The organism is Mesorhizobium sp. M0040 (genome assembly GCF_040323505.1).
GTDB lineage: Bacteria > Pseudomonadota > Alphaproteobacteria > Rhizobiales > Rhizobiaceae > Mesorhizobium.
In genome coordinates this window covers 16993-35063 of record NZ_JAMYVA010000024.1, presented here as the reverse complement: position 1 = coordinate 35063, position 18071 = coordinate 16993, and the positions used below count along the sequence as shown (strand labels likewise).

Sequence of the window (18071 nt, the reverse complement as noted above, 5' to 3'; positions counted from 1 at the left end):
GATGTGCCGCCGGAGACCTTTGTCGAGTTCCGAGGCCCGGTCGTTGCTGCCGGCCTCGCTGGGGGCGTCCTGCGCGCTCTGTCGCGCCACCGCTACAAGATACGCGCAGGTGGCGTCGCCGATCTGCGGCGCCCTGGCGGCTGCCCTATCTGACGCTGCCGGTAGTGAATTACTTCCGCGCCACAGGGTTGCCGATTCCGGCGACCGACGACGACACAACGACGCTCGCCGCGGCGTTCCTGATCGGGGTGTCGGCAATGTGGATCTCGGACATCCTGTTCGAATTCATCGTGCGGAAGTTCAGACCGGCGGCGGAGGAGTGAATCGGCAGCTGGGTCACTGGGCCGCAATATTTTCTGTATCTGCTGTCGTCTTGTCGATTTCATCCGACTCGGACTGCTCTGATTTGACCACTATACCTAGCTCCTCAGCCACTGCTATTAGGGAGGAGTATTTAGCGGACTCTTCATCGTAAATGTACGACGGGCCTTTATCTTCGAGCAAAGGCATAGGCTCTCCTTTGTACCATTCAGCAACTTTCCCATCAGCAGAGCGTCTCGAACCTTTTTCAAATATGTCTCGATACCTGCGGGGCGAAATACCCACGAAATGCTCCAATAAATGCGTCGTTCATTCTTTTCATCAAGGACAGCAGAGTCCTCGTGAAACTCCAGTGCCTTACTTTTTGGGTACGGTTCGATGAACACAACCCGCTTTAAACCTGATGCAATTATGTGCTTCGCGCAGTTGTGGCATGGAAAGGTTGTGACAAAGATGGTCGCGCCGCCTGTTGGCCGACCCAAGCGCGCCGCATCGCAGAATGCCGTCATCTCGGCATGGGTCATTCTGCCGAATTCCGTGATATCGGAAATCGAGGCTGCCTTAATTCGCTTCCGGACGGCCGAGTCGGCATAAAGCGCTTCGGCTGTTGCGCCATCCTTCAAAACGGATGCCTCCTCCAAAGAAGGAAGTTGAAAATAATTCGGTTCTTTTCGGTTCGATTTACGTCGACCCCATCATCATAGTCCCTATGGGGATCATCGTCTTCGGTCCAATAGGTGCCGCCACCAAATTTCGGCACCTCGTTGCAGCCCCGTGCCTGGTGAACGACTGATCGCCCGCCGTGCCGAAAGGTGCGGCGGGCGGTTCCCGATCGCCGGGTTTTGTCGGCGCACGTCGCAGCGCGAGCGCAGTTTCTACCTAGTGGAAGTCAATCTTTTTTGACGACTGCGAGGTGTGTCTTTGGAGACTGATGAGCGCAGGCGTGTCGATCTTCGACGCTATGCGCCTAGCGAGTTCCCGCAATTCGAAAAAGCCGTCAATACTCATTAGGCTCAACGGTTGGCCTGACGAAGTGTCCCACCGCAAAGGTGCTTTGTCTTGCCTGTACGAAGATCCGTTCATCTCGCAAATGGCATCGTAAATCGCCTGTGCGATCGACATTTCGGCAAGGATACGCTCTGCATCTTTTTGGCTATTCACGAAAAGTTCCCCCAAATCCGCGCTCCCCTTAGCCGGTTTCATTAGAAGCCGCTAGATTACCCGGATGTGACACCTCGGATAAAATCGATTGATATGGCGGAGGGAGCACGCCGGGCTTTTTGTCTGGCCGTATGTACGCGATGAAAAATCGACGTTTTTGTTGCTGCAGCCCGGCGCCCGCCGGCTCGAGTTCATTCCGCCGATGGAGCCAAAGCTGGTCGACAAGCCGCCCGGTGGCGAGTGACGTTGCCCCAGTTTCTATCCAGTTTTGAGTTCGTTTCCGGCGTGGGTTGTGCCCTGCTGGGCGGGTGAAGCGACGGGCGCTGGCGCGGAGCCTTTGGCATAGCGCAGCGCGAGCGACCGTCGCAGATTGAAGGTGGTGGCGAACTCGGCCGGTGTCTGCGAGGCGATTTGGGAATGCGGCCGCGCGGTGTTGTACAACACGACGACAGTACACCCACGGGACGGAGGTTCGCGAGCTTTTATATCCGTGGCATCCTTGGTGCGGTCAGCTCGTGCATGTCCATCAGGCGCTGGCCAAAGGTGCGGATAGTTTCCGCTGCAGCCTTTCTGGTGCTTCTTCTGATCGGCCTCTTGAAGTCCCAGCATGGATGTTCGACCGCGGATATTGCGCAGCCTGCCGGTTCCGCACGTCGATCTCGCGAGCCTGCATGCTTTGGCAAAGTTACTGGAAGACGCCGACGCCTCATCGCAATCTACGGTAATGGGCGCAGCATTGGTCTCTCACGAAACGAGTCGGAGAGATGTCCATGCCTCGCCAGTCCATGACATACCAGTTCGATCTGTTTTCGGCTCGGCCGCGACAGAGGACGAGTTGGCGGCAGAGAAAGCGGCGGCGCAGACGCAGTCGGTCAAATCGTTCGAGCGAAAGCGGCCTTCGCGCAAGCCGTTCCCAGAGCACCTGCCGCGCGAGCGCGTCGTCATCGCCGCGCCCGAAAGCTGTCCCTGCTGCGGATCGGCGAAACTGTCGAAGCTGGGCGAGGACGTCACGGAGACGCTGGAAGTGATCCCGCGCCAGTGGAAGGTGATCCAGACGGTGCGCGAAAAGTTCTCGTGCCGGGAATGCGAGAAGATCACGCAGCCGCCGGCCCCCTTCCACGTAACCCCGCGGGGCTTCGCCGGCCCGAACCTTTTGGCGATGATCCTGTTCGAGAAGTTCGGTCAGCATCAGCCGCTGAACCGGCAGAGCGAACGATACGCCCGCGAAGGCATCGATCTGAGCGTGTCGACGCTGGCCGACCAGGTCGGCGCCTGCGCGTTGGTGCTGCAGCCGCTGCATGCGCTGATCGAGACCCATGTGCTTGCCGCCGAGCGGCTGCATGGCGACGACACCACGGTGCCCATCCTGGCCAAGGGCAAGACGGCCACCGGCCACATCTGGACTTATGTCCGTGACGACCGGCCGTTCGGCGGAACCTCGCCGCCGGCCGCGCTCTACTACGCTTCGCGCGATCGACGACAGGATCACCCCGAGCGCCATCTGCAAGACTTCACCGGTATCCTGCAGGCCGACGCCTATAGCGGGTACAACACGCTTTACGATCCGTCGCGGGCTCAGGGACCACTCACACCGGCGCTGTGCTGGGCCCATGCGCGACGACAGTTCTTCGAGCTGGCCGACATTGCCGCCAATGCGCGGCGCGGAAAGAAGGCGCCGGCGATCTCACCCATTGCACTTCGAGGCCGTCAAGCGCATCGACGCGCTGTTCGACATCGAGCGCGACATCAACGGCCTCACTGAGGAGCAACGGTTGGCGGTTCGCCAGGAAAGAAGTGCCCCACTGTTATTGAAGCTCGAAGAATGGCTGCGTGAGGAGCGCTCCCGCCTCTCGCGCTCGGCCTCTGTCGCCAAGCCGATCGACTATATGCTCCGGCGGTGGGACCGCTTTGCCCGCTTCATCGAGGACGGCCGGATGTCTTACGAACAACGCCGCCGAACGGGCGCTGCGCGGTTTTGCCCTGGGCCGCAACCCTGGCTGTTTGCCGGCTCCGAACGCGGCGCTGCCCGGGCGGCGGCCATGGCGACGCTGATCATGACGGCGAAGCTCAACGACGTCGATCCGCAGGCCTGGCTGGCCGACGTCCTCACCCGCGTCGCCGATACGCCGCAGAACCGGCTTCATGAACTGCTTCCGTGGAATTGGCAGCCCCGCCAGATCCTTATGGCCTCGGCCGCGTGAACAGCGCGCGGAACAGTTCCTCCGACCGCTGAAGACCTTCGTCCGTCAGGACCAAGGACTTCGCCTTGTTCACAGGGTCTGCAATCAGCCCTTCCGATGCAGCCGATCCGTCACATCCCAATCAAAGCTCTTCCAGCGCATCGTTCATTGTGCAGCGTCAGCCAAAGCAGCGCCAAGACCGCATCATCGATCTTGTCCGTGTCGATCTCCATCCGCCCAGTCTAGCACAGATCACGCGTCTGCCGCGGCCCAGACCGGATGGTTACCGAAGGGGTGCGCGGCGTGCCGGTGCTCCGGCTGGTCGTGCGGCATCTTCACCGGCGTTCTGACGGGCATGGCCGGCGCGTAGCTGTCGCTCGCCCAGAATGCCGGCTTGTCGTCAAGGATATGACCGCCAGCAACGCGCTGGCAGCGCTCATCGTCGCCAAGTGGAAACCGGTGCCAGCGAGGTTCGCGTGTCTGGCGGCGAAGGTCGCCATGGCCCGGAGGTGAAGCCGGCGAGGCGCTTGCGTTGACCATGCGTAATCATGCGGAGGATCGCGCCGCGCCGCGCATGCGATTGCATCTCTCGTCCCGCTGCGCTGCTCTAGGTTTCGCGCTTCGGGCCGAGCAGGAACACTGTCAGGGCAGCGAGGAATGTGGCAACAGCACTGTAGGCAATGGCACTGGTAATCCCGGCATTGTCCACCAATAGTCCGCCGAAAATCGCGCCGCCTGCGATTGCCACTTGGAACGCTACGACCATCAGCACACCCGCGCTTTCGGCCTGCTCGGGAGCGGCGCGCCACACCATCCACGTCTGCAATCCCACCGGCACTGCGCCGAAGGCAAAGCCCCACGCGGCAACCGCAACCGCCGAGGCGGAGGCCGATGCTCCCGCCGTCAGCAGCGAAACAGCGGCTATCGCTATGAGCAGCGGTGCAAGGGCCGCGACTGCCTTGAGACTGTACTCGGCCAGCAGCCCGCCGGCCAAATTGCCGAAGAATCCGCCGATGCCAAAAGCAAGCAACACAAGCGAGATCGTCTCGACATCCAGCGCGGGAACCTTCTCGAGGAAGGCGCGGATATAGGTGAAGCCGGCGAAGTGGCCGGAAGCGACCAGCAGGACGACCAAAAGCGCGACCTTGATCATCGGAATCTTGGCCACATCCAGCAGGCTGCGGAAGCTAGCCACTCCAACCGGAGGCAGCCTCGGAATGGTTATGAGTTGCACCAGCAGTGTCGCGGCGCCGACGACTGCGGCGAGCATGAAGGCGCTTCGCCATCCCCAGATATCGCCGACATAAGCGCCGATTGGAGCTGCGCAAACGGTAGCGACGGAAACGCCGGTGAGGATGATCGATATGGCGCGCGGCAGGAGCTGGCTTGGAACGAGCCGCATCGCCACTGCTGCCGACATCGACCAGAAGCCTCCGAGCGCTATGCCGAGCACGACGCGTGCCGTCAGGAGTACCGCCAGCGACCACGCGCCGGCCGCCAGAACGTCCGACAGGATCAGCAGCAGCGTCATCGCCCACATGACGATCCTGCGGTCCAGGCGCTTTGTGATGATGGCCACAGTCGGCGCCGAGATCGCCCCGACGATAGCGGTCGCCGTCATCGCCTGTCCAGCCGCACCCTCGGTGACACCGAGATCATTCGCGAGGGGCGTGAGGAGGCTGACAGGCAGAAACTCTGCCGTTACCAGCCCGAAGGTGCCCAAGGAAAGCGAAATGACCGCACCCCATGCGGGACCAGACGGTTGGTCGGGCTTTTCTGGGTCGTGCAGAACAGCGTCCATGACGCCTGCCGCGGATCGGGTCATGAACGAAGTCTCCACTTTGGATGCACTGCAACATGAGGTTGGCTGCCTTGACCCACATTAAAGACACAAGCGCATTTCGCGGCGGCGTTGCACGGAGGAGGGGATGTTCATTGCTTCGCGATATTTTGTGACGGTGCGGCGCGCAACATCGATGCCGGTTTCCTTCAGCCGGACAGCGATGTCATCGTCGGAAAGCACGTCGCCGGGAGATTCTGCGGCAATTATCGCTTTGATCCGATGGCGGACAGCTTCGGCGGAGTGCGCATCGCCGCCTTGGCAGGACGCGATCGCGACGGTGAAAAAATACTTCAGTTCAAAGACTCCGCGCGGGGTAATCATGTACTTGTTCGAGGTCACCCGGCTTACCGTCGACTCGTGCACGCCGATCGCGTCAGCGACGGTTCTGAGATTGAGAGGCCGCAGGTGGGCGACGCCATGTTCCAAAAAGGCATCCTGCTGGCGCACGATTTCAGCCGCAACCTTAACAATCGTCTTGGCGCGCTGATCGAGGCTGCGGATTAGCCAGTTCGCGTTTTGCAAGCATTCGTTGAGAAATGCTTGATCTTTCGAATTTTGGGCAGTTTGACGCGACACTTCGGCATAGTAGGTTTGGTTGATCAGCAGCTTGGGCAATGTGGCCGGATCAAGTTCGATCTGCCACCCGCCTTCCGGCGAGGGCGTGACCCAGACGTCGGGTATGATTGATTCAGACGCACCGGATTGGAATCGGTTTCCAGGCTTGGGATCGAGCGCCCGAATCTCATGCATCATGTCGAGAAGGTCGTCTTCATCGACGCCGCAATGCTGCTTCAGTCCCTGAAAATCGCGTCGCGCAAGCATTTCAAGATTGGCAACCAAAGCTGCCATTGCCGGGTCGAGCCGATTTCGCTGGCGCAACTGAATCTCGAGGCATTCTCTGAGACTTCGCGCAAAAACTCCCGGTGGATCAAATTGCTGCAAGGTTCCGAGAACCCGTTCCACAACAGCCTCATGGACATTCAGGCTCTCGGCCAGCTCCAAAAGGTTTGCCCGAAGATAGCCAGTATCTTCCAGATCGGCGGCAAGCTGGCCAGCGATCAGCCGCTCCTGTGGTGTGAACGCAGTGAGGGCGATCTGACGAGCGACATGGTCGTGCAATGTTTCGGCGAGGGTGGCAAACTCGTCGAGGGAAGGGCCATTGCCCGGCGGGTTGTTGGTCGTGTTGCCGAGTGATTTCCATTGCCCGAGCCGTTCAGGCGACCCTGCCCCGGTCGGTCCTTCAACGGCGTTTGCGCCAGGGCCGACAGGCTGATCCGCTCCCGAAATCGAGACGTCGTCAAAAGGCCCGCCATCGCTTGATGCAGATTCCAAAAGCGGGTTCTTCTCGATTTCCCGCTCCACGAACTGATGCAGTTCAGTATGCGCCAGTTGCAGCAGGCGAATCGACTCAATGAGTTGAGGCGATGCGACCATGGATTGCTTCTGGCGCTGAAGCAGGCTTGCTGAGGATTGCATGGTGAGCGCGAAAATCCTGTCGAGGAGCCTCTTGGGGCCGGCAATGGCACCACTGAGACGTATTCTAGGTCATGCGGCGGCTTTCAGCGTTTCGAGAACGTTTTGCGGGGACGAGACCCCATAGGGGTCGGCCTCGCAGTTGTCGGAGAAACCTTCCTCCTCGAACCAATGCTCCACCACGCCATTGTTGATCAGGGCGGCGTAGCGCCAGGAGCGCATCCCGAAGCCGAGATTGTCCTTGGCGACCAGCATGCCCATTTTGCGTGTGAACTCGCCTGAGCCATCGGGGATGAGCTCGACCTGCTTCAGACCCAAGGACTTCCCCCACGCATTCATGACGAAGGCGTCGTTGACTGAGAGGCAGTAAATCGCGTCAATTCCCTCCTTCTCAAACTCATCATAGAGCTCTTCGAACTGGGGCAATTGGTAGGTCGAGCAGGTCGGCGTGAAGGCGCCAGGCAGCGAGAACAGGATGACCCGCTTGCCGGCAAAGTAGTCGTCAGATGTCTTTTCTTGCCAGCGATATGGATTTGGCCCCTGGACTGACTTATCGTGAACACGCGTGAGAAAGGTGACGAAGGGAACTTTCTTTTGAACTGTCATCAAGTTGCTCCTAAAGAAGAAAACTGGCGCTGAATTCTGGCAGAGGCTGGCACAATACCGAGCAAAGGCTCGTATGCCCGGCACGGAATGAGGATCTCGCGGCTCGCAACCTCCTTTTTCCCTCCCGACGTATAGGAACGTCTTGGCGGCTGGTCTTGGCCACCCGAACGCAATCGATCTGAGCGAGCTGGACACCGTCGAGCCGCTTGGTTCCCACGGCTATGGCGCCGGAAGCGGGATCGGTCACTCGCGATCGTGCGTTTGGAAAAGGGATAGCGGCCGGAAGTAGCCAATATCGCAAGCATGTGGGGGCCTGAAATGTCACTTCACGCAACAGACCCGCGTCACTGGACTGGTTCAGCGTGTTGTCGATATGTGGCAGTGACCCGCCGGCCTTGGCTTGGGTGACCCTTTGACGGGGCTCTTGGGCACTCACATGCTGAACAGAACCGGTAAACGGCATTTGCGCGAGCGGCCCGTGTTGGCGTGCCGGCATCGGACCAGCCATGCGCAAAGCGGCCACCGAGAACGAACTTCCGGAGGAGACGATGTCCCGATGTTCAGCGGGAACGGGCACCGTCTCCTCAGGCCACTGTCTAGAGCTTCGCGCGTCGGGCATGGCACAAGTCGCTTTCGTCGTGATTTGATGGTGCTCTAACCAGGAGCAGCAAGCGGCGTGCCATTTCAAATAGAGGTGCTGTTGGACCGCCCCCTTCTTCTCGGAGGCGTGTCTTAGAAGATCGGGCGCGCGCTATACCGCCTCGTCACACAGGCAACAACGATGCTGTATGGTGCGGATATTCGGTGCTTCAGCCCCGGCTGGGCAAAGAAGAACCGGAAGCCGAGCCGATGCACTACCTGAGGCTGGCGGGCACTCCAGTCATTGCGTAGCGTGTGCCGCTAGCGTTCATGGGTGCGCAGGCACGGCTATCGCGAACACGAGCCTGTCGCAGCAACATGAGCGCGCGCTCTTGGGCAAGCGCCCCGGCGCCGTGAGGATCGAATTCCCCAATCGTGTCTGTTTGCCGCCCTCTTATGTTCGAAACTGGACCAGAATGTCGCAAGCCCGACCTAAAGGTCGCCCGAGGCGTTCTGTCCGACACTGTTCCGTCGCCTTTGTTGGCCCGCGACACCGGCTTATTTCGCCTGGCTCTTCTCTGGCCTCAGGCCAAGCCGCTGAGAAGCTGCCACAATTTTTTTCTGCTGCGGCCAAATTGGCACGAGATTTGAAGCACCTTCGTTGCGGGCCGGGAGCCGCCGACCGACTTTCATTTCGTGGATGACACGAATGGAACGAAGAAAGAAAAGCAAAATGTCAAATCCGCGTCGGATAGCGTCTATGGGCAGGGGGGTCCTCGGCGAAACCGCCCTTACCCAACAGCGCGCCGCCCTTGTCGACCCTTGCGCAGGAAATCTCGGCCAGCGGCGGCTCAAAGGCCCACCACACCGACCTTATCCTGAAATCGATGGTGCAGGATAAAGTTCTGCATCTCGCCGCGCGGTGTGCCTAGACAGTACACGTTGGCCGATCTTGATAATCAGGCCAGCCTTCGGAGGACGTCATCTGTATGCCTTAGGTCATTCGCTGCCGCAGCGCCCGCCGGTCACCTTCCGCCCTTTCCATCGCTATAGAGTGAAGTGCCAGCATGCCCGAACAACCTTTGCCGACGCTGCCGATGTGGCGCGTCGATCACATCGAGCCCTCGCCCGAGATGTTGGCGCAACGCGCCAACGGTCCGATCCACCGCGTGCGCTTCCCGTCCGGGCACGAAGGCTGGTGGGTGACAGGCTACGATGAAGCCAAGGCGGTGCTGTCCGACGCGGCGTTCCGGCCCTCGGGAATGCCGCCGGCGACATTCACCCCGGATTCGGTGATTCTCGGATCGCCAGGGTGGTTGGTCTCGCACGAGGGGGGCGAGCATGCCCGGTTACGCACGATCGTGGCGCCGGCCTTCAGCAACCGCAGGGTGAAGCTGCTCGCGCAGCAAGTCGAGGTGATCGCCGCGCAGTTGTTCGAGACACTGGCGGCCCAGCCCCAGCCCGCCGACCTGCGGCGCCACCTCTCCTTTCCACTTCCGGCCATGGTCATCAGCGCGCTGATGGGCGTGCTCTACGAGGATCACGCCTTTTTCGCCGGGCTGTCCGACGAGGTGATGACGCACCAGCATGAAAGCGGCCCGCGCAGCGCGTCGCGCTTGGCCTGGGAAGAACTGCGCGCCTACATTCGCGGCAAGATGCGGGACAAGCGCCAGGATCCTGGCGACAACCTGCTGACGGATCTGCTCGCGGCGGTCGACCAGGGCAAGGCGACCGAGGAAGAGGCGATCGGCCTGGCGACGGGCATGCTGGTGGCGGGCCACGAGAGCACCGTCGCGCAGATCGAATTCGGCCTGCTGGCCATGTTCCGCCATCCGCAACAGCGCGAACGCCTGGTCGGCGATCCATCCCTGGTGGACAAGGCGGTGGAGGAAATCCTGCGCATGTACCCGCCGGGCGCGGGCTGGGACGGCATCATGCGCTATCCGAGGACCGACGTGACCATCGCGGGCGTGGATATTCCTGCGGAGAGCAAGGTGCTTGTCGGCCTGCCGGCGACGTCGTTCGATGCGCGCCATTTCGACGACCCGGAAATCTTCGACATCGGACGCGACGAAAACCCGCACCTGGCGTTCTCCTACGGGCCGCACAACTGCATCGGCTTGGCGCTGGCCAGGCTGGAACTGAAGGCGGTGTTCGGTTCGATCTTCCAGCGCTTTCCCGCGCTGCGCCTGGCCTTGGCGCCCGAAGAACTGAAGTTGCGCAAGGAGATCATCACTGGCGGGTTCGAGGAGTTCCCGGTGCTCTGGTGATGCGCGGACACCGCCGGGAACCGCGATGTTCTCCGAATTCGCCGGCGCGCCTGCCGCGCGCCAATCAGATCAGCCAGCCAACAGGTGACCAAGATGAGTGTGCAAGAAACCACGGCAGCATGCCGGGACGCCTTCGCCGAACTGGCGTCGCCAGCGTGCATCCACGACCCGTATCCGTTCATGCGGTGGTTGCGCGAGCACGATCCGGTGCATCGCGCGGCGTCGGGCCTCTTTCTGTTGAGCCGCCACGCCGACATCTACTGGGCGCTCAAGGCCACGGGCGATGCTTTTCGAGGACCGGCGCCGGGCGAACTGGCGCGCTATTTCCCGCGTGCGGCGACCAGCCTGTCACTCAATCTGCTGGCGTCCACGCTAGCAATGAAGGAACCACCGACGCATACGCGTCTGCGCCGGCTGATCTCGCGCGATTTCACCATGGGCCAGATCGACAACCTGAGGCCGACCATCGCTCGCATCGTCGCAGCGCGCCTGGACGGCATGGCGCCCTCGCTGGAGCGCGGGGAGGCGGTGGACCTGCATCGGGAATTCGCGCTGGCCTTGCCCATGCTGGTTTTCGGCGAACTGTTCGGCATGCCCCGGGACGACATTCTCGGGCTCGTCACCGGCATCAGCGCCATTCTGGAAGGCCTGAGCCCGCACGCCAGCGATCCCCAACTCGCTGCGGGGGACGCGGCCAGCGCCAGGGTGCAGGCCTACTTCGGCGACCTCATACAGCGCAAGCGCACCGATTCCCGCCACGACATCGTGTCAATGCTGGTCGGCGCACACGACGACGATACCGAGATGCTGTCGGATGCGGAATTGATCAGCATGCTCTGGGGCATGCTGCTGGGCGGCTTCGCCACCACTGCCGCGGCCATCGGCCATGCGGTCCTGGCGATGCTGGCGCATCCCGAACAGCGGCACTGGCTGAAGGGAGATGCCGTGGGGGTGAAGGCATTCGTCGAAGAAGCCCTGCGCTACGACGCGCCCGCCATGTTCAGCTCCATTCCGCGTATCGCCCAGCGCGACATCGAACTGGGCGGCGTGGTGATCCCGAAGAACGCGGACGTGCGCGTGCTGATCGCGGCCGGCAATCGCGACCCGGACGCCTTCGCCGATCCCGACCGCTTCGATCCCGTGCGGTTCTACGGCACCAGTCCTGGCATGTCGATCGACGGGAAGATCATGCTGACCTTCGGCCACGGCATCCACTTCTGCCTTGGTGCGCAACTGGCCCGGGTGCAGTTAGCCGAGAGCCTGCCGCGGATCCAGGCGCGCTTCCCCACGCTGGCATTGGCCGAGCAGCCGACCCGGGAGCCCTCCGCGTTCCTTAGGACGTTCCGCGCGCTGCCGGTGCGGCTGCATGGGCAGGAGGGCTGAGATGCGCGTTCTGGTCGATCAGGATCTGTGCGGAACTACCGGGCAGTGCGTGCTGACGCTGCCGGGCACCTTTCGCCAGCGCGAACCGGACGGCGTGGCCGAAGTGTGCGTGGCGACGGTCCCGCAGGCGCTGCACGCCGCCGTGCGGCTTGCGGCCAACCAGTGCCCGGTCGCCGCCATTCGAGTCATCGAAAGCGACGCTGGCCATGACGAGTGCGCCAGCGCCGACCCTGCCTTCTCCGGCGCAGGCCAAGCGGCATGCTGCGAAAGACCAATGCAGTTCAGGAGACACGATGGGACGGTTTGAAGGCAAAGTGGCCGTGGTGACCGGCGCCGGCGCCGGCATTGGCAAGGCATGCGCTCTCGCCATCGCGCGCGGGGGCGGCAGAGTGGTGGTGGCCGACATTGATGGCTCGGCGGCCATCGCCTGCACCGCGCAGACCGCGGCCGAAGCAGGCCACGCGCTGCCCATAGCCATGGATATCGCCGATGAGAAGGCGGTGGCAGCGCTGTTCGAGAGGGCGGAGCGGCACTTCGGGGGGGTCGACCTGCTGGTGAACAATGCGAGCGCCATGCATCTGACCCCGCGCGACCGCGCGATCCTCGACCTGGACCTGGCGGTCTGGGACCAGACCATGGCGACCAATCTGCGCGGCACGCTGCTCTGCTGCCGGCAGGCCATCCCACGGATGATCGCCCGTGGCGGTGGCGCGATCGTCAACATGTCGTCGTGTCAGGGGCTCAGCGGTGATACCGCGCAGACGTCCTACGCCGCCTCGAAGGCGGCGATGAACATGCTGTCGGCCTCGCTCGCCACCCAGTACGGTCACTCGCAGATCCGCTGCAACGCGGTTGCGCCGGGTCTTATCATGACCGAGCGTCTCCTTGGCAAGCTGGACGAGTGCATGCAACGGCATCTGCGCCGGCACCAGCTCCTGCCGCGCGTCGGCCGTCCCGAGGACGTGGCCGCGCTCGTGGCGTTCCTGCTCTCCGACGATGCTGCGTTCATCACCGGCCAGGTCGTGTGCATCGATGGCGGCATGCTGGCGCATGTGCCGACATACGCCGACGGAGGCAACAGCTGCGCCGCGCGCCCTGCCGGCGACACCGAATCGGCGGCGGCGGCGCGCTGCTGATGGACATACTACTCAACCCCCTCAACCGTCGGCACCGGCTGCGATGCGACATCCCGGTCATGCCTGGCGCTTTCCCCCTGGTCGGGCATCTTCCCGCCATTGTCTGCGACCTGCCGCGCCTGCTGCAGCGCGCAGAACGGACGCTGGGCAGCCACTTCTGGCTGGATTTCGGCCCTGCCGGACATCTGATGACCTGTGTGGATCCGGACGCATTCTCACTGCTCAAGCACAAGGACGTGTCCTCGGCGCTGATCGAAGAGATCGCGCCCGAATTGCTTGGCGGAACGTTGGTTGCCCTGGACGGCGGCGCGCACCGGCAGGCGCGCGATGCCATCAAGGCAGCGTTCTTGCCCAAGGGGCTGACCCAGGCCGGGATCGGCGACCTGTTCGCGCCCGTCATCCAGGCGCGGGTGCAGGCGTGGCGCGCCCGCGGCGAGGTAACGATCCTGCGCGAAACCGGCGACCTGATGCTCAAGCTCATCTTCAGCCTCATGGGAATCCCCGCGCAGGACCTGCCGGGATGGCATCGCAAATACCGGCAACTGCTGCAGTTGATCGTCGCGCCCCCGGTCGACCTGCCCGGACTGCCCTTGCGGCGAGGCCGCGCCGCCCGCGACTGGATCGACGCGCAGTTGCGCCAGTTCGTCCACGACGCGCGCGCGCATGCCGCGCGCACCGGGTTCATCAACGACATGGTGAGCGCCTTCGACCGCAGCGACGATGCGCTTTCCGATGACGTCTTGGTCGCCAATATCCGCTTGCTGCTGCTTGCCGGTCACGACACCACTGCCTCGACGATGGCCTGGATGGTGATCGAACTGGCGCGGCAGCCTGTGCTGTGGGACGCCCTGGTCGAGGAGGCGCAACGCGTGGGCGCGGTGCCGACCCGGCACGCGGACCTGGCGGAGTGTCCGGTCGCCGAGGCGCTGTTCCGCGAGACGCTGCGCCTGCATCCGGCGACCACGCTCCTGCCGCGTCGCGCCCTGCAGGAATTGCAACTCGGCCAACGGCGCATTCCCGCGGGCACCCATCTGTGCATCCCGCTGCTGCATTTCTCGACCTCGGCGCTGCTGCACGAGGCGCCTGATCAGTTCCGCCTGGCGCGGTGGCTGCAACGCACGGAGCCGATCCGGCCGGTGGACATGCTGCAGTTCGGTACCGGCCCACACGTCTGCATCGGCTACCACCTGGTATGGCTGGAAATGGTGCAGTTCTGCATCGTCTTGGCGCTGACCATGCACAAGGCCGGGGTGCGGCCGCGGTTACTGAGCGGCGTCGAAAAAGCCCGGCGCTATTACCCGACCGCACATCCGTCCATGGCAATCCGCATAGGCTTCTCATGAGTTGGCATCGCATGCCCCGTGTGGCGAGGCAGCGGCGCCGGCGACGCGCGGCATTGCTGCACTCGGGCGCGCGCTCGGTGCGACGCCGGCAACACCGCGGCGGCTTGGCGCTCGCCGTGGCCATGTCAGGTACAAGGACATGAAAAACATGCAGACCGGTTCCACGCTACACGACGACCGAACTGGCGTTTCCGCGCTCGGCGGATTGGGCGCGCAGGCGCGCGGCGCATCCGGCAGGCTGCTGCCGGAGACATGGATGCAGGACGGCGCAAAGCGGGTGGAACAGGCGCTGGCGCGTCTTCTCTGCGCCGAAGACGACGGTGAGACCGAGCTGATGGCGGCGATGCGCTACGCCACCTTGCATGGCGGGAAGCGCACCCGCGCCTTGCTCTGTCTGGCTGCCGGCGCACTGGCCGACACGCCGGCGCACATGCTCGATGACGTCGGCGCCGCCATCGAGATGATGCACGCCTGTACCCTGGTTCACGACGACCTGCCCGCGATGGACGACGACGTGCTTCGCCGCGGCCTTCCGACCGTGCACGTAAAGTTCGGCGAAGCCACTGCGATCCTGGTCGGCGATGCGCTGCAGGCGCACGCCTTCCTGACCCTGGCGAGCCTGGATGCGCCGGGCGACAACCGAATCGCGCTCGTGCGCGAACTGGCGCAGGCGGTGTCCGCCGAGGGTGCCGCAGGCGGGCAGGCCATGGATCTGTCGCTGGTCGGAAAGCACGCCGAGCTGGACAGGATCGTGGCGATGCACCGGATGAAGAGCGGAGCACTAGTGCGCGCGTCCGTTCGCATGGGCGCGCTATGCGCCATCGCGGAGGATGCCGCGCACGCTGGGCTGTACTGTGCGCTCGATCGCTACACCGCCTGTTTCGGGCTGGCGTTGCAGGTGGTCGACGACATTCTCGACGCGACAGCGGATACCGCGACGCTGGGCAAGACCCCCGGCAAGGACGCGGCGGCGCAGAAGCCGACCTGCGCGTCGATCATGGGGCTGCAGGCAGCGCGCCAGTTCGCGCTGGATTTGTTGCGCGACGCCGGGGAGGCCATCGTCCCGCTGGGGCCGCGTGCGGAACGGTTGGCGCAGATGCTGCAGCGGGCCAACGTGTATCTGTCCGCGCCATGCGCATGAGCACGCCCGTCCACATGGACTCGCCCCCTGTGCTGCTGCGATCGGCCGGCGGGCGGTGCATGCTGGTCATTGTCCGAGTCCGCGGCGCCGATCGCAGCGGTTGCCCGATCCTGGTTGTCGTTAGCGCTCTGCAGAAGGAACATCCCGCGTGAACGCGCTGTCCGAACAGATCCTTTCCGAATTGCGCCACCTGCTGAGCGAGATGAGCGACGGCGGCAGCGTCGGTCCGTCCGTCTACGACACGGCGCGAGCTCTGCAGTTCCACGGCAACGTCTCCGGTCGGCAGGACGCATACGCGTGGCTCATCGCGCAGCAACAGGCCGATGGCGGATGGGGAAGTGCGGACTTCCCGCTGTTCCGCCATGCGCCCACGTGGGCGGCGTTGCTGGCATTGCAGCGTGCCGATCCGCTTCCCGGCGCTGCCGACGCAGTCCAGGCTGCAACCCGGTTCCTCGAGCGCCAGCCCGATCCCTACGCGCATGCGGTGCCGGAAGACGCGTCGATCGGCGCGGAGCTGATCCTGCCGCAGTTGTGCGGCGAGGCCGCATCCTTGCTGGGCGGCGTGGCGTTTCCGCGCCACCCGGCGCTGTTGCCGTTGCGGCAAGCGTGCCTGGTCAAGCTGGGGGCGGTGGCGACGTTGCCGAGCGGCCATCCGTTGCTGCACTCTTGGGAAGCCTGGGGGACGTCGCCGACCACCGCATGCCCAGATGACGACGGCAGCATCGGCATCAGTCCGGCGGCCACCGCCGCGTGGCGTGCGCACGCCGTGACACAGGGGAGCACGCCGCAGGTCGGGCGCGCCGACGCGTATCTGCAGGCGGCATCGCGGGCGACGCGCAGCGGCACCGAAGGTGTCTTTCCCAACGTCTGGCCGATCAATGTATTCGAGCCATGCTGGTCGCTGTACACCCTGCATCTGGCCGGTCTGTTCGCGCATCCCGCGCTCGCGGAGGCGGTGCTAGTGATCGTCGCGCAGCTCGACGCGCGCCTGGGCGAGCGCGGTCTGGGCCCGGCCTTGCACTTCGCGGCCGATGCGGACGACACCGCCGTTGCGTTATGCGTCCTGCGCCTTGCAGGCCGCGACCCATCGGTCGATGCGTTGCGCCATTTCGAAATCGGCGAGCTGTTCGTCACCTTCCCCGGCGAGCGCAATGCCTCGGTGTCGACCAACATCCATGCCCTGCATGCGTTGCGGATGTTGGGAAAGCCCGCGGCCGGCACCAGCGTCTACGTCGAGGCCAATCGCAACCCGGACGGTCTATGGGACAACGAAAAATGGCACGTTTCGTGGCTGTATCCCACCGCGCATGCGGTCGCTGCGCTGGCGCAAGGCAAGTCCCAGTGGCGCGACGAGCGCGCGCTGGCGGCGCTGCTGCGGGCGCAGCGCGACGACGGCGGCTGGGGCGCCGGTCGCGCGTCGACATTCGAGGAAACCGCCTATGCGCTGTTCGCGTTGCACGTGATGGATGGGAGCGAAGAGCCGACAGGGCGCCGGCGCATCGCGCAGGCGGTGGCGCGTGCGCTGAAGTGGATGCTCGCCCGCCACGCGGCGCATGCATTGCCGCAGACGCCGCTGTGGATCGGCAAGGAACTGTATTGCCCCACCCGGGTGGTGCGCGTGGCCGAACTCGCCGGGTTGTGGCTGGCGCTTCGTTGGGGGCGGCGCGTCCTGGCCGAGGGAGCAGGGGCGGCGCCATGATCCAGACCGAACGCGCGCTGCAGCAGGTGCTGGAGTGGGGGCGTTCCCTGACCGGGTTCGCCGACGAGCATGCCGTGGAAGCGGTCAGGGGCGGCCAGTACATCCTGCAGCGCATCCACCCGAGCCTGCGCGACACCCACGCCCGCACCGGCCGCGATCCGCGGGACGAAACGCTGATCGTGGCGTTCTATCGCGAATTGGCGCTGCTGTTCTGGCTCGACGATTGCAATGACCTTGGCCTGATCGCGCCGGAGCAGCTCGCCGCGGTGGAGCAGGCGCTGGGGCAGGGCGTGCCGTGCGCGCTCCCCGGATTCGAGGGTTGCACTGTGCTGCGCGCTTCGCTGGCCGCGCTCGCCTACGATCGTCGCGACTATGCTCAGCTTCTCGACGACACCCGGTGCTACTGCGCGGCGCTGCGCGCCGGACACGCGCAGGCGGCAGGAGCGGGACGCTGGTCCTACGCCGAGTACCTGCACAACGGCATCGATTCGATCGCCTACACGAACGTGTTCTGTTGCCTGTCGTTGCTGTGGGGGCTGGACATGGCGACCTTGCGCGCGCGTCCGGCGTTCCGCCAGGTTCTGCGGCTCATCTCCGCGATAGGGCGCCTGCAGAACGATCTGCATGGACGCGAAAAGGATAGGTCGGCCGGCGAGGTCGACAACGCGGCGACCCTGCTGCTGCAGCGCTATCCGGCTATGCCTGTGGTGGAGTTCCTCAACGACGAGCTGGCCGGCCATACGCGCATGCTGCACCGGGTGATGGCGGAAGAACGCTTTCCCGCGCCGTGGGGACCGTTGATCGAGGCCATGGCGGCCATCCGCGCGCAGTACTACCAGACCTCGACCAGCCGCTACCGCAGCGACGCTGCGGGGGGAGGCCAGCGTGCGCCGGCCTGAACGCACGGGAGGCGGCGGCGTGCGCGCGCTGCCGTCG

14 protein-coding genes and 4 pseudogenes are annotated in these 18071 nt (G+C 64.0%); 12 read left to right on the top strand and 6 right to left on the bottom strand.

Annotation, left to right across the window (positions count from 1 at the left end; all coding sequences use genetic code 11):
- The first annotated feature begins 3 nt into the window (after nucleotides 1-3).
- A pseudogene (locus tag NKJ91_RS20380) lies at nucleotides 4-323 on the top strand (hypothetical protein).
- 13 nt (nucleotides 324-336) lie between these two features.
- Here the strand turns inward: NKJ91_RS20380 and NKJ91_RS20375 are convergent.
- Together NKJ91_RS20375 and NKJ91_RS20370 are read right to left on the bottom strand one after the other, a co-directional pair.
- Nucleotides 337-606, bottom strand: coding sequence for a hypothetical protein (locus tag NKJ91_RS20375; RefSeq protein WP_352457043.1), 270 nt, complete (start codon nucleotides 604-606; stop codon nucleotides 337-339).
- A gap of 68 nt (nucleotides 607-674) precedes the next feature.
- Nucleotides 675-845 (bottom strand): annotated as a pseudogene (locus NKJ91_RS20370) (deaminase); the annotation flags it as partial.
- Nucleotides 846-2317: 1472 nt separating this feature from the next.
- On the opposite strand from NKJ91_RS20370, the gene tnpC reads away from it, so the two are divergent.
- Nucleotides 2318-3244 carry an IS66 family transposase gene (tnpC, locus tag NKJ91_RS20365; RefSeq protein WP_352457000.1) on the top strand — a complete coding sequence of 309 codons (927 nt, stop codon included), beginning with the start codon at nucleotides 2318-2320 and terminating at the stop codon, nucleotides 3242-3244.
- A complete protein-coding gene (locus NKJ91_RS20360; protein WP_352456999.1) occupies nucleotides 3174-3683 on the top strand; it encodes a transposase domain-containing protein in 510 nt (169 codons plus the stop codon). The genes tnpC and NKJ91_RS20360 overlap by 71 nt, the downstream gene beginning before the upstream one ends.
- On the opposite strand, the pseudogene NKJ91_RS20355 reads toward NKJ91_RS20360, so the two are convergent.
- A pseudogene (locus NKJ91_RS20355) lies at nucleotides 3664-3895 on the bottom strand (DUF6429 family protein). The gene NKJ91_RS20360 and the pseudogene NKJ91_RS20355 overlap by 20 nt on opposite strands.
- Before the next feature lie 98 nt (nucleotides 3896-3993).
- Between NKJ91_RS20355 and NKJ91_RS20350 the strand changes: the two are divergent.
- Nucleotides 3994-4145, top strand: a pseudogene (locus NKJ91_RS20350) (ABC transporter permease); the annotation flags it as partial.
- A gap of 124 nt (nucleotides 4146-4269) precedes the next feature.
- Here the strand turns inward: NKJ91_RS20350 and NKJ91_RS20345 are convergent.
- The 3 genes from NKJ91_RS20345 to NKJ91_RS20335 form a co-directional block, all read right to left on the bottom strand.
- Nucleotides 4270-5487, bottom strand: a complete 1218-nt coding sequence (locus NKJ91_RS20345; protein ID WP_352456998.1) for an MFS transporter — start codon at nucleotides 5485-5487, stop codon at nucleotides 4270-4272.
- Between the two features lie 57 nt (nucleotides 5488-5544).
- On the bottom strand, nucleotides 5545-6981 hold the full coding sequence (gene rpoN, locus NKJ91_RS20340) for an RNA polymerase factor sigma-54 (RefSeq protein ID WP_352456997.1): 1437 nt from the start codon (nucleotides 6979-6981) through the stop codon (nucleotides 5545-5547).
- Between the two features lie 69 nt (nucleotides 6982-7050).
- Nucleotides 7051-7584 (bottom strand): peroxiredoxin, encoded by a 534-nt coding sequence (locus tag NKJ91_RS20335; RefSeq protein ID WP_352456996.1) that lies wholly within the window; start codon nucleotides 7582-7584, stop codon nucleotides 7051-7053.
- A gap of 1646 nt (nucleotides 7585-9230) precedes the next feature.
- On the opposite strand from NKJ91_RS20335, the gene NKJ91_RS20330 reads away from it, so the two are divergent.
- The 8 genes from NKJ91_RS20330 (at nucleotide 9231) to NKJ91_RS20295 (ending at nucleotide 18034) form a co-directional block, all read left to right on the top strand.
- Complete coding sequence (locus NKJ91_RS20330) at nucleotides 9231-10433, top strand: cytochrome P450 (RefSeq protein WP_352456995.1); 1203 nt, start codon at nucleotides 9231-9233, stop codon at nucleotides 10431-10433.
- Between the two features lie 93 nt (nucleotides 10434-10526).
- A complete protein-coding gene (locus NKJ91_RS20325) occupies nucleotides 10527-11816 on the top strand; it encodes a cytochrome P450 (protein ID WP_352456993.1) in 1290 nt (429 codons plus the stop codon).
- Nucleotide 11817: 1 nt separating this feature from the next.
- A complete protein-coding gene (locus NKJ91_RS20320; protein ID WP_352456992.1) occupies nucleotides 11818-12123 on the top strand; it encodes a ferredoxin in 306 nt (101 codons plus the stop codon).
- Complete coding sequence (locus tag NKJ91_RS20315) at nucleotides 12110-12952, top strand: SDR family oxidoreductase (protein WP_352456991.1); 843 nt, start codon at nucleotides 12110-12112, stop codon at nucleotides 12950-12952. The genes NKJ91_RS20320 and NKJ91_RS20315 overlap by 14 nt, the downstream gene beginning before the upstream one ends.
- On the top strand, nucleotides 12952-14295 hold the full coding sequence (locus tag NKJ91_RS20310; RefSeq protein ID WP_352456990.1) for a cytochrome P450: 1344 nt from the start codon (nucleotides 12952-12954) through the stop codon (nucleotides 14293-14295). The genes NKJ91_RS20315 and NKJ91_RS20310 overlap by 1 nt, the downstream gene beginning before the upstream one ends.
- A 148-nt stretch (nucleotides 14296-14443) precedes the next feature.
- Nucleotides 14444-15436 carry a polyprenyl synthetase family protein gene (locus NKJ91_RS20305; RefSeq protein ID WP_352457040.1) on the top strand — a complete coding sequence of 331 codons (993 nt, stop codon included), beginning with the start codon at nucleotides 14444-14446 and terminating at the stop codon, nucleotides 15434-15436.
- Nucleotides 15437-15584: 148 nt separating this feature from the next.
- Nucleotides 15585-17135 (top strand): hypothetical protein, encoded by a 1551-nt coding sequence (locus NKJ91_RS20300; protein WP_352456989.1) that lies wholly within the window; start codon nucleotides 15585-15587, stop codon nucleotides 17133-17135.
- Nucleotides 17132-18034 carry a terpene synthase family protein gene (locus tag NKJ91_RS20295; protein WP_352456988.1) on the top strand — a complete coding sequence of 301 codons (903 nt, stop codon included), beginning with the start codon at nucleotides 17132-17134 and terminating at the stop codon, nucleotides 18032-18034. The genes NKJ91_RS20300 and NKJ91_RS20295 overlap by 4 nt, the downstream gene beginning before the upstream one ends.
- Nucleotides 18035-18071 lie beyond the last annotated feature (37 nt).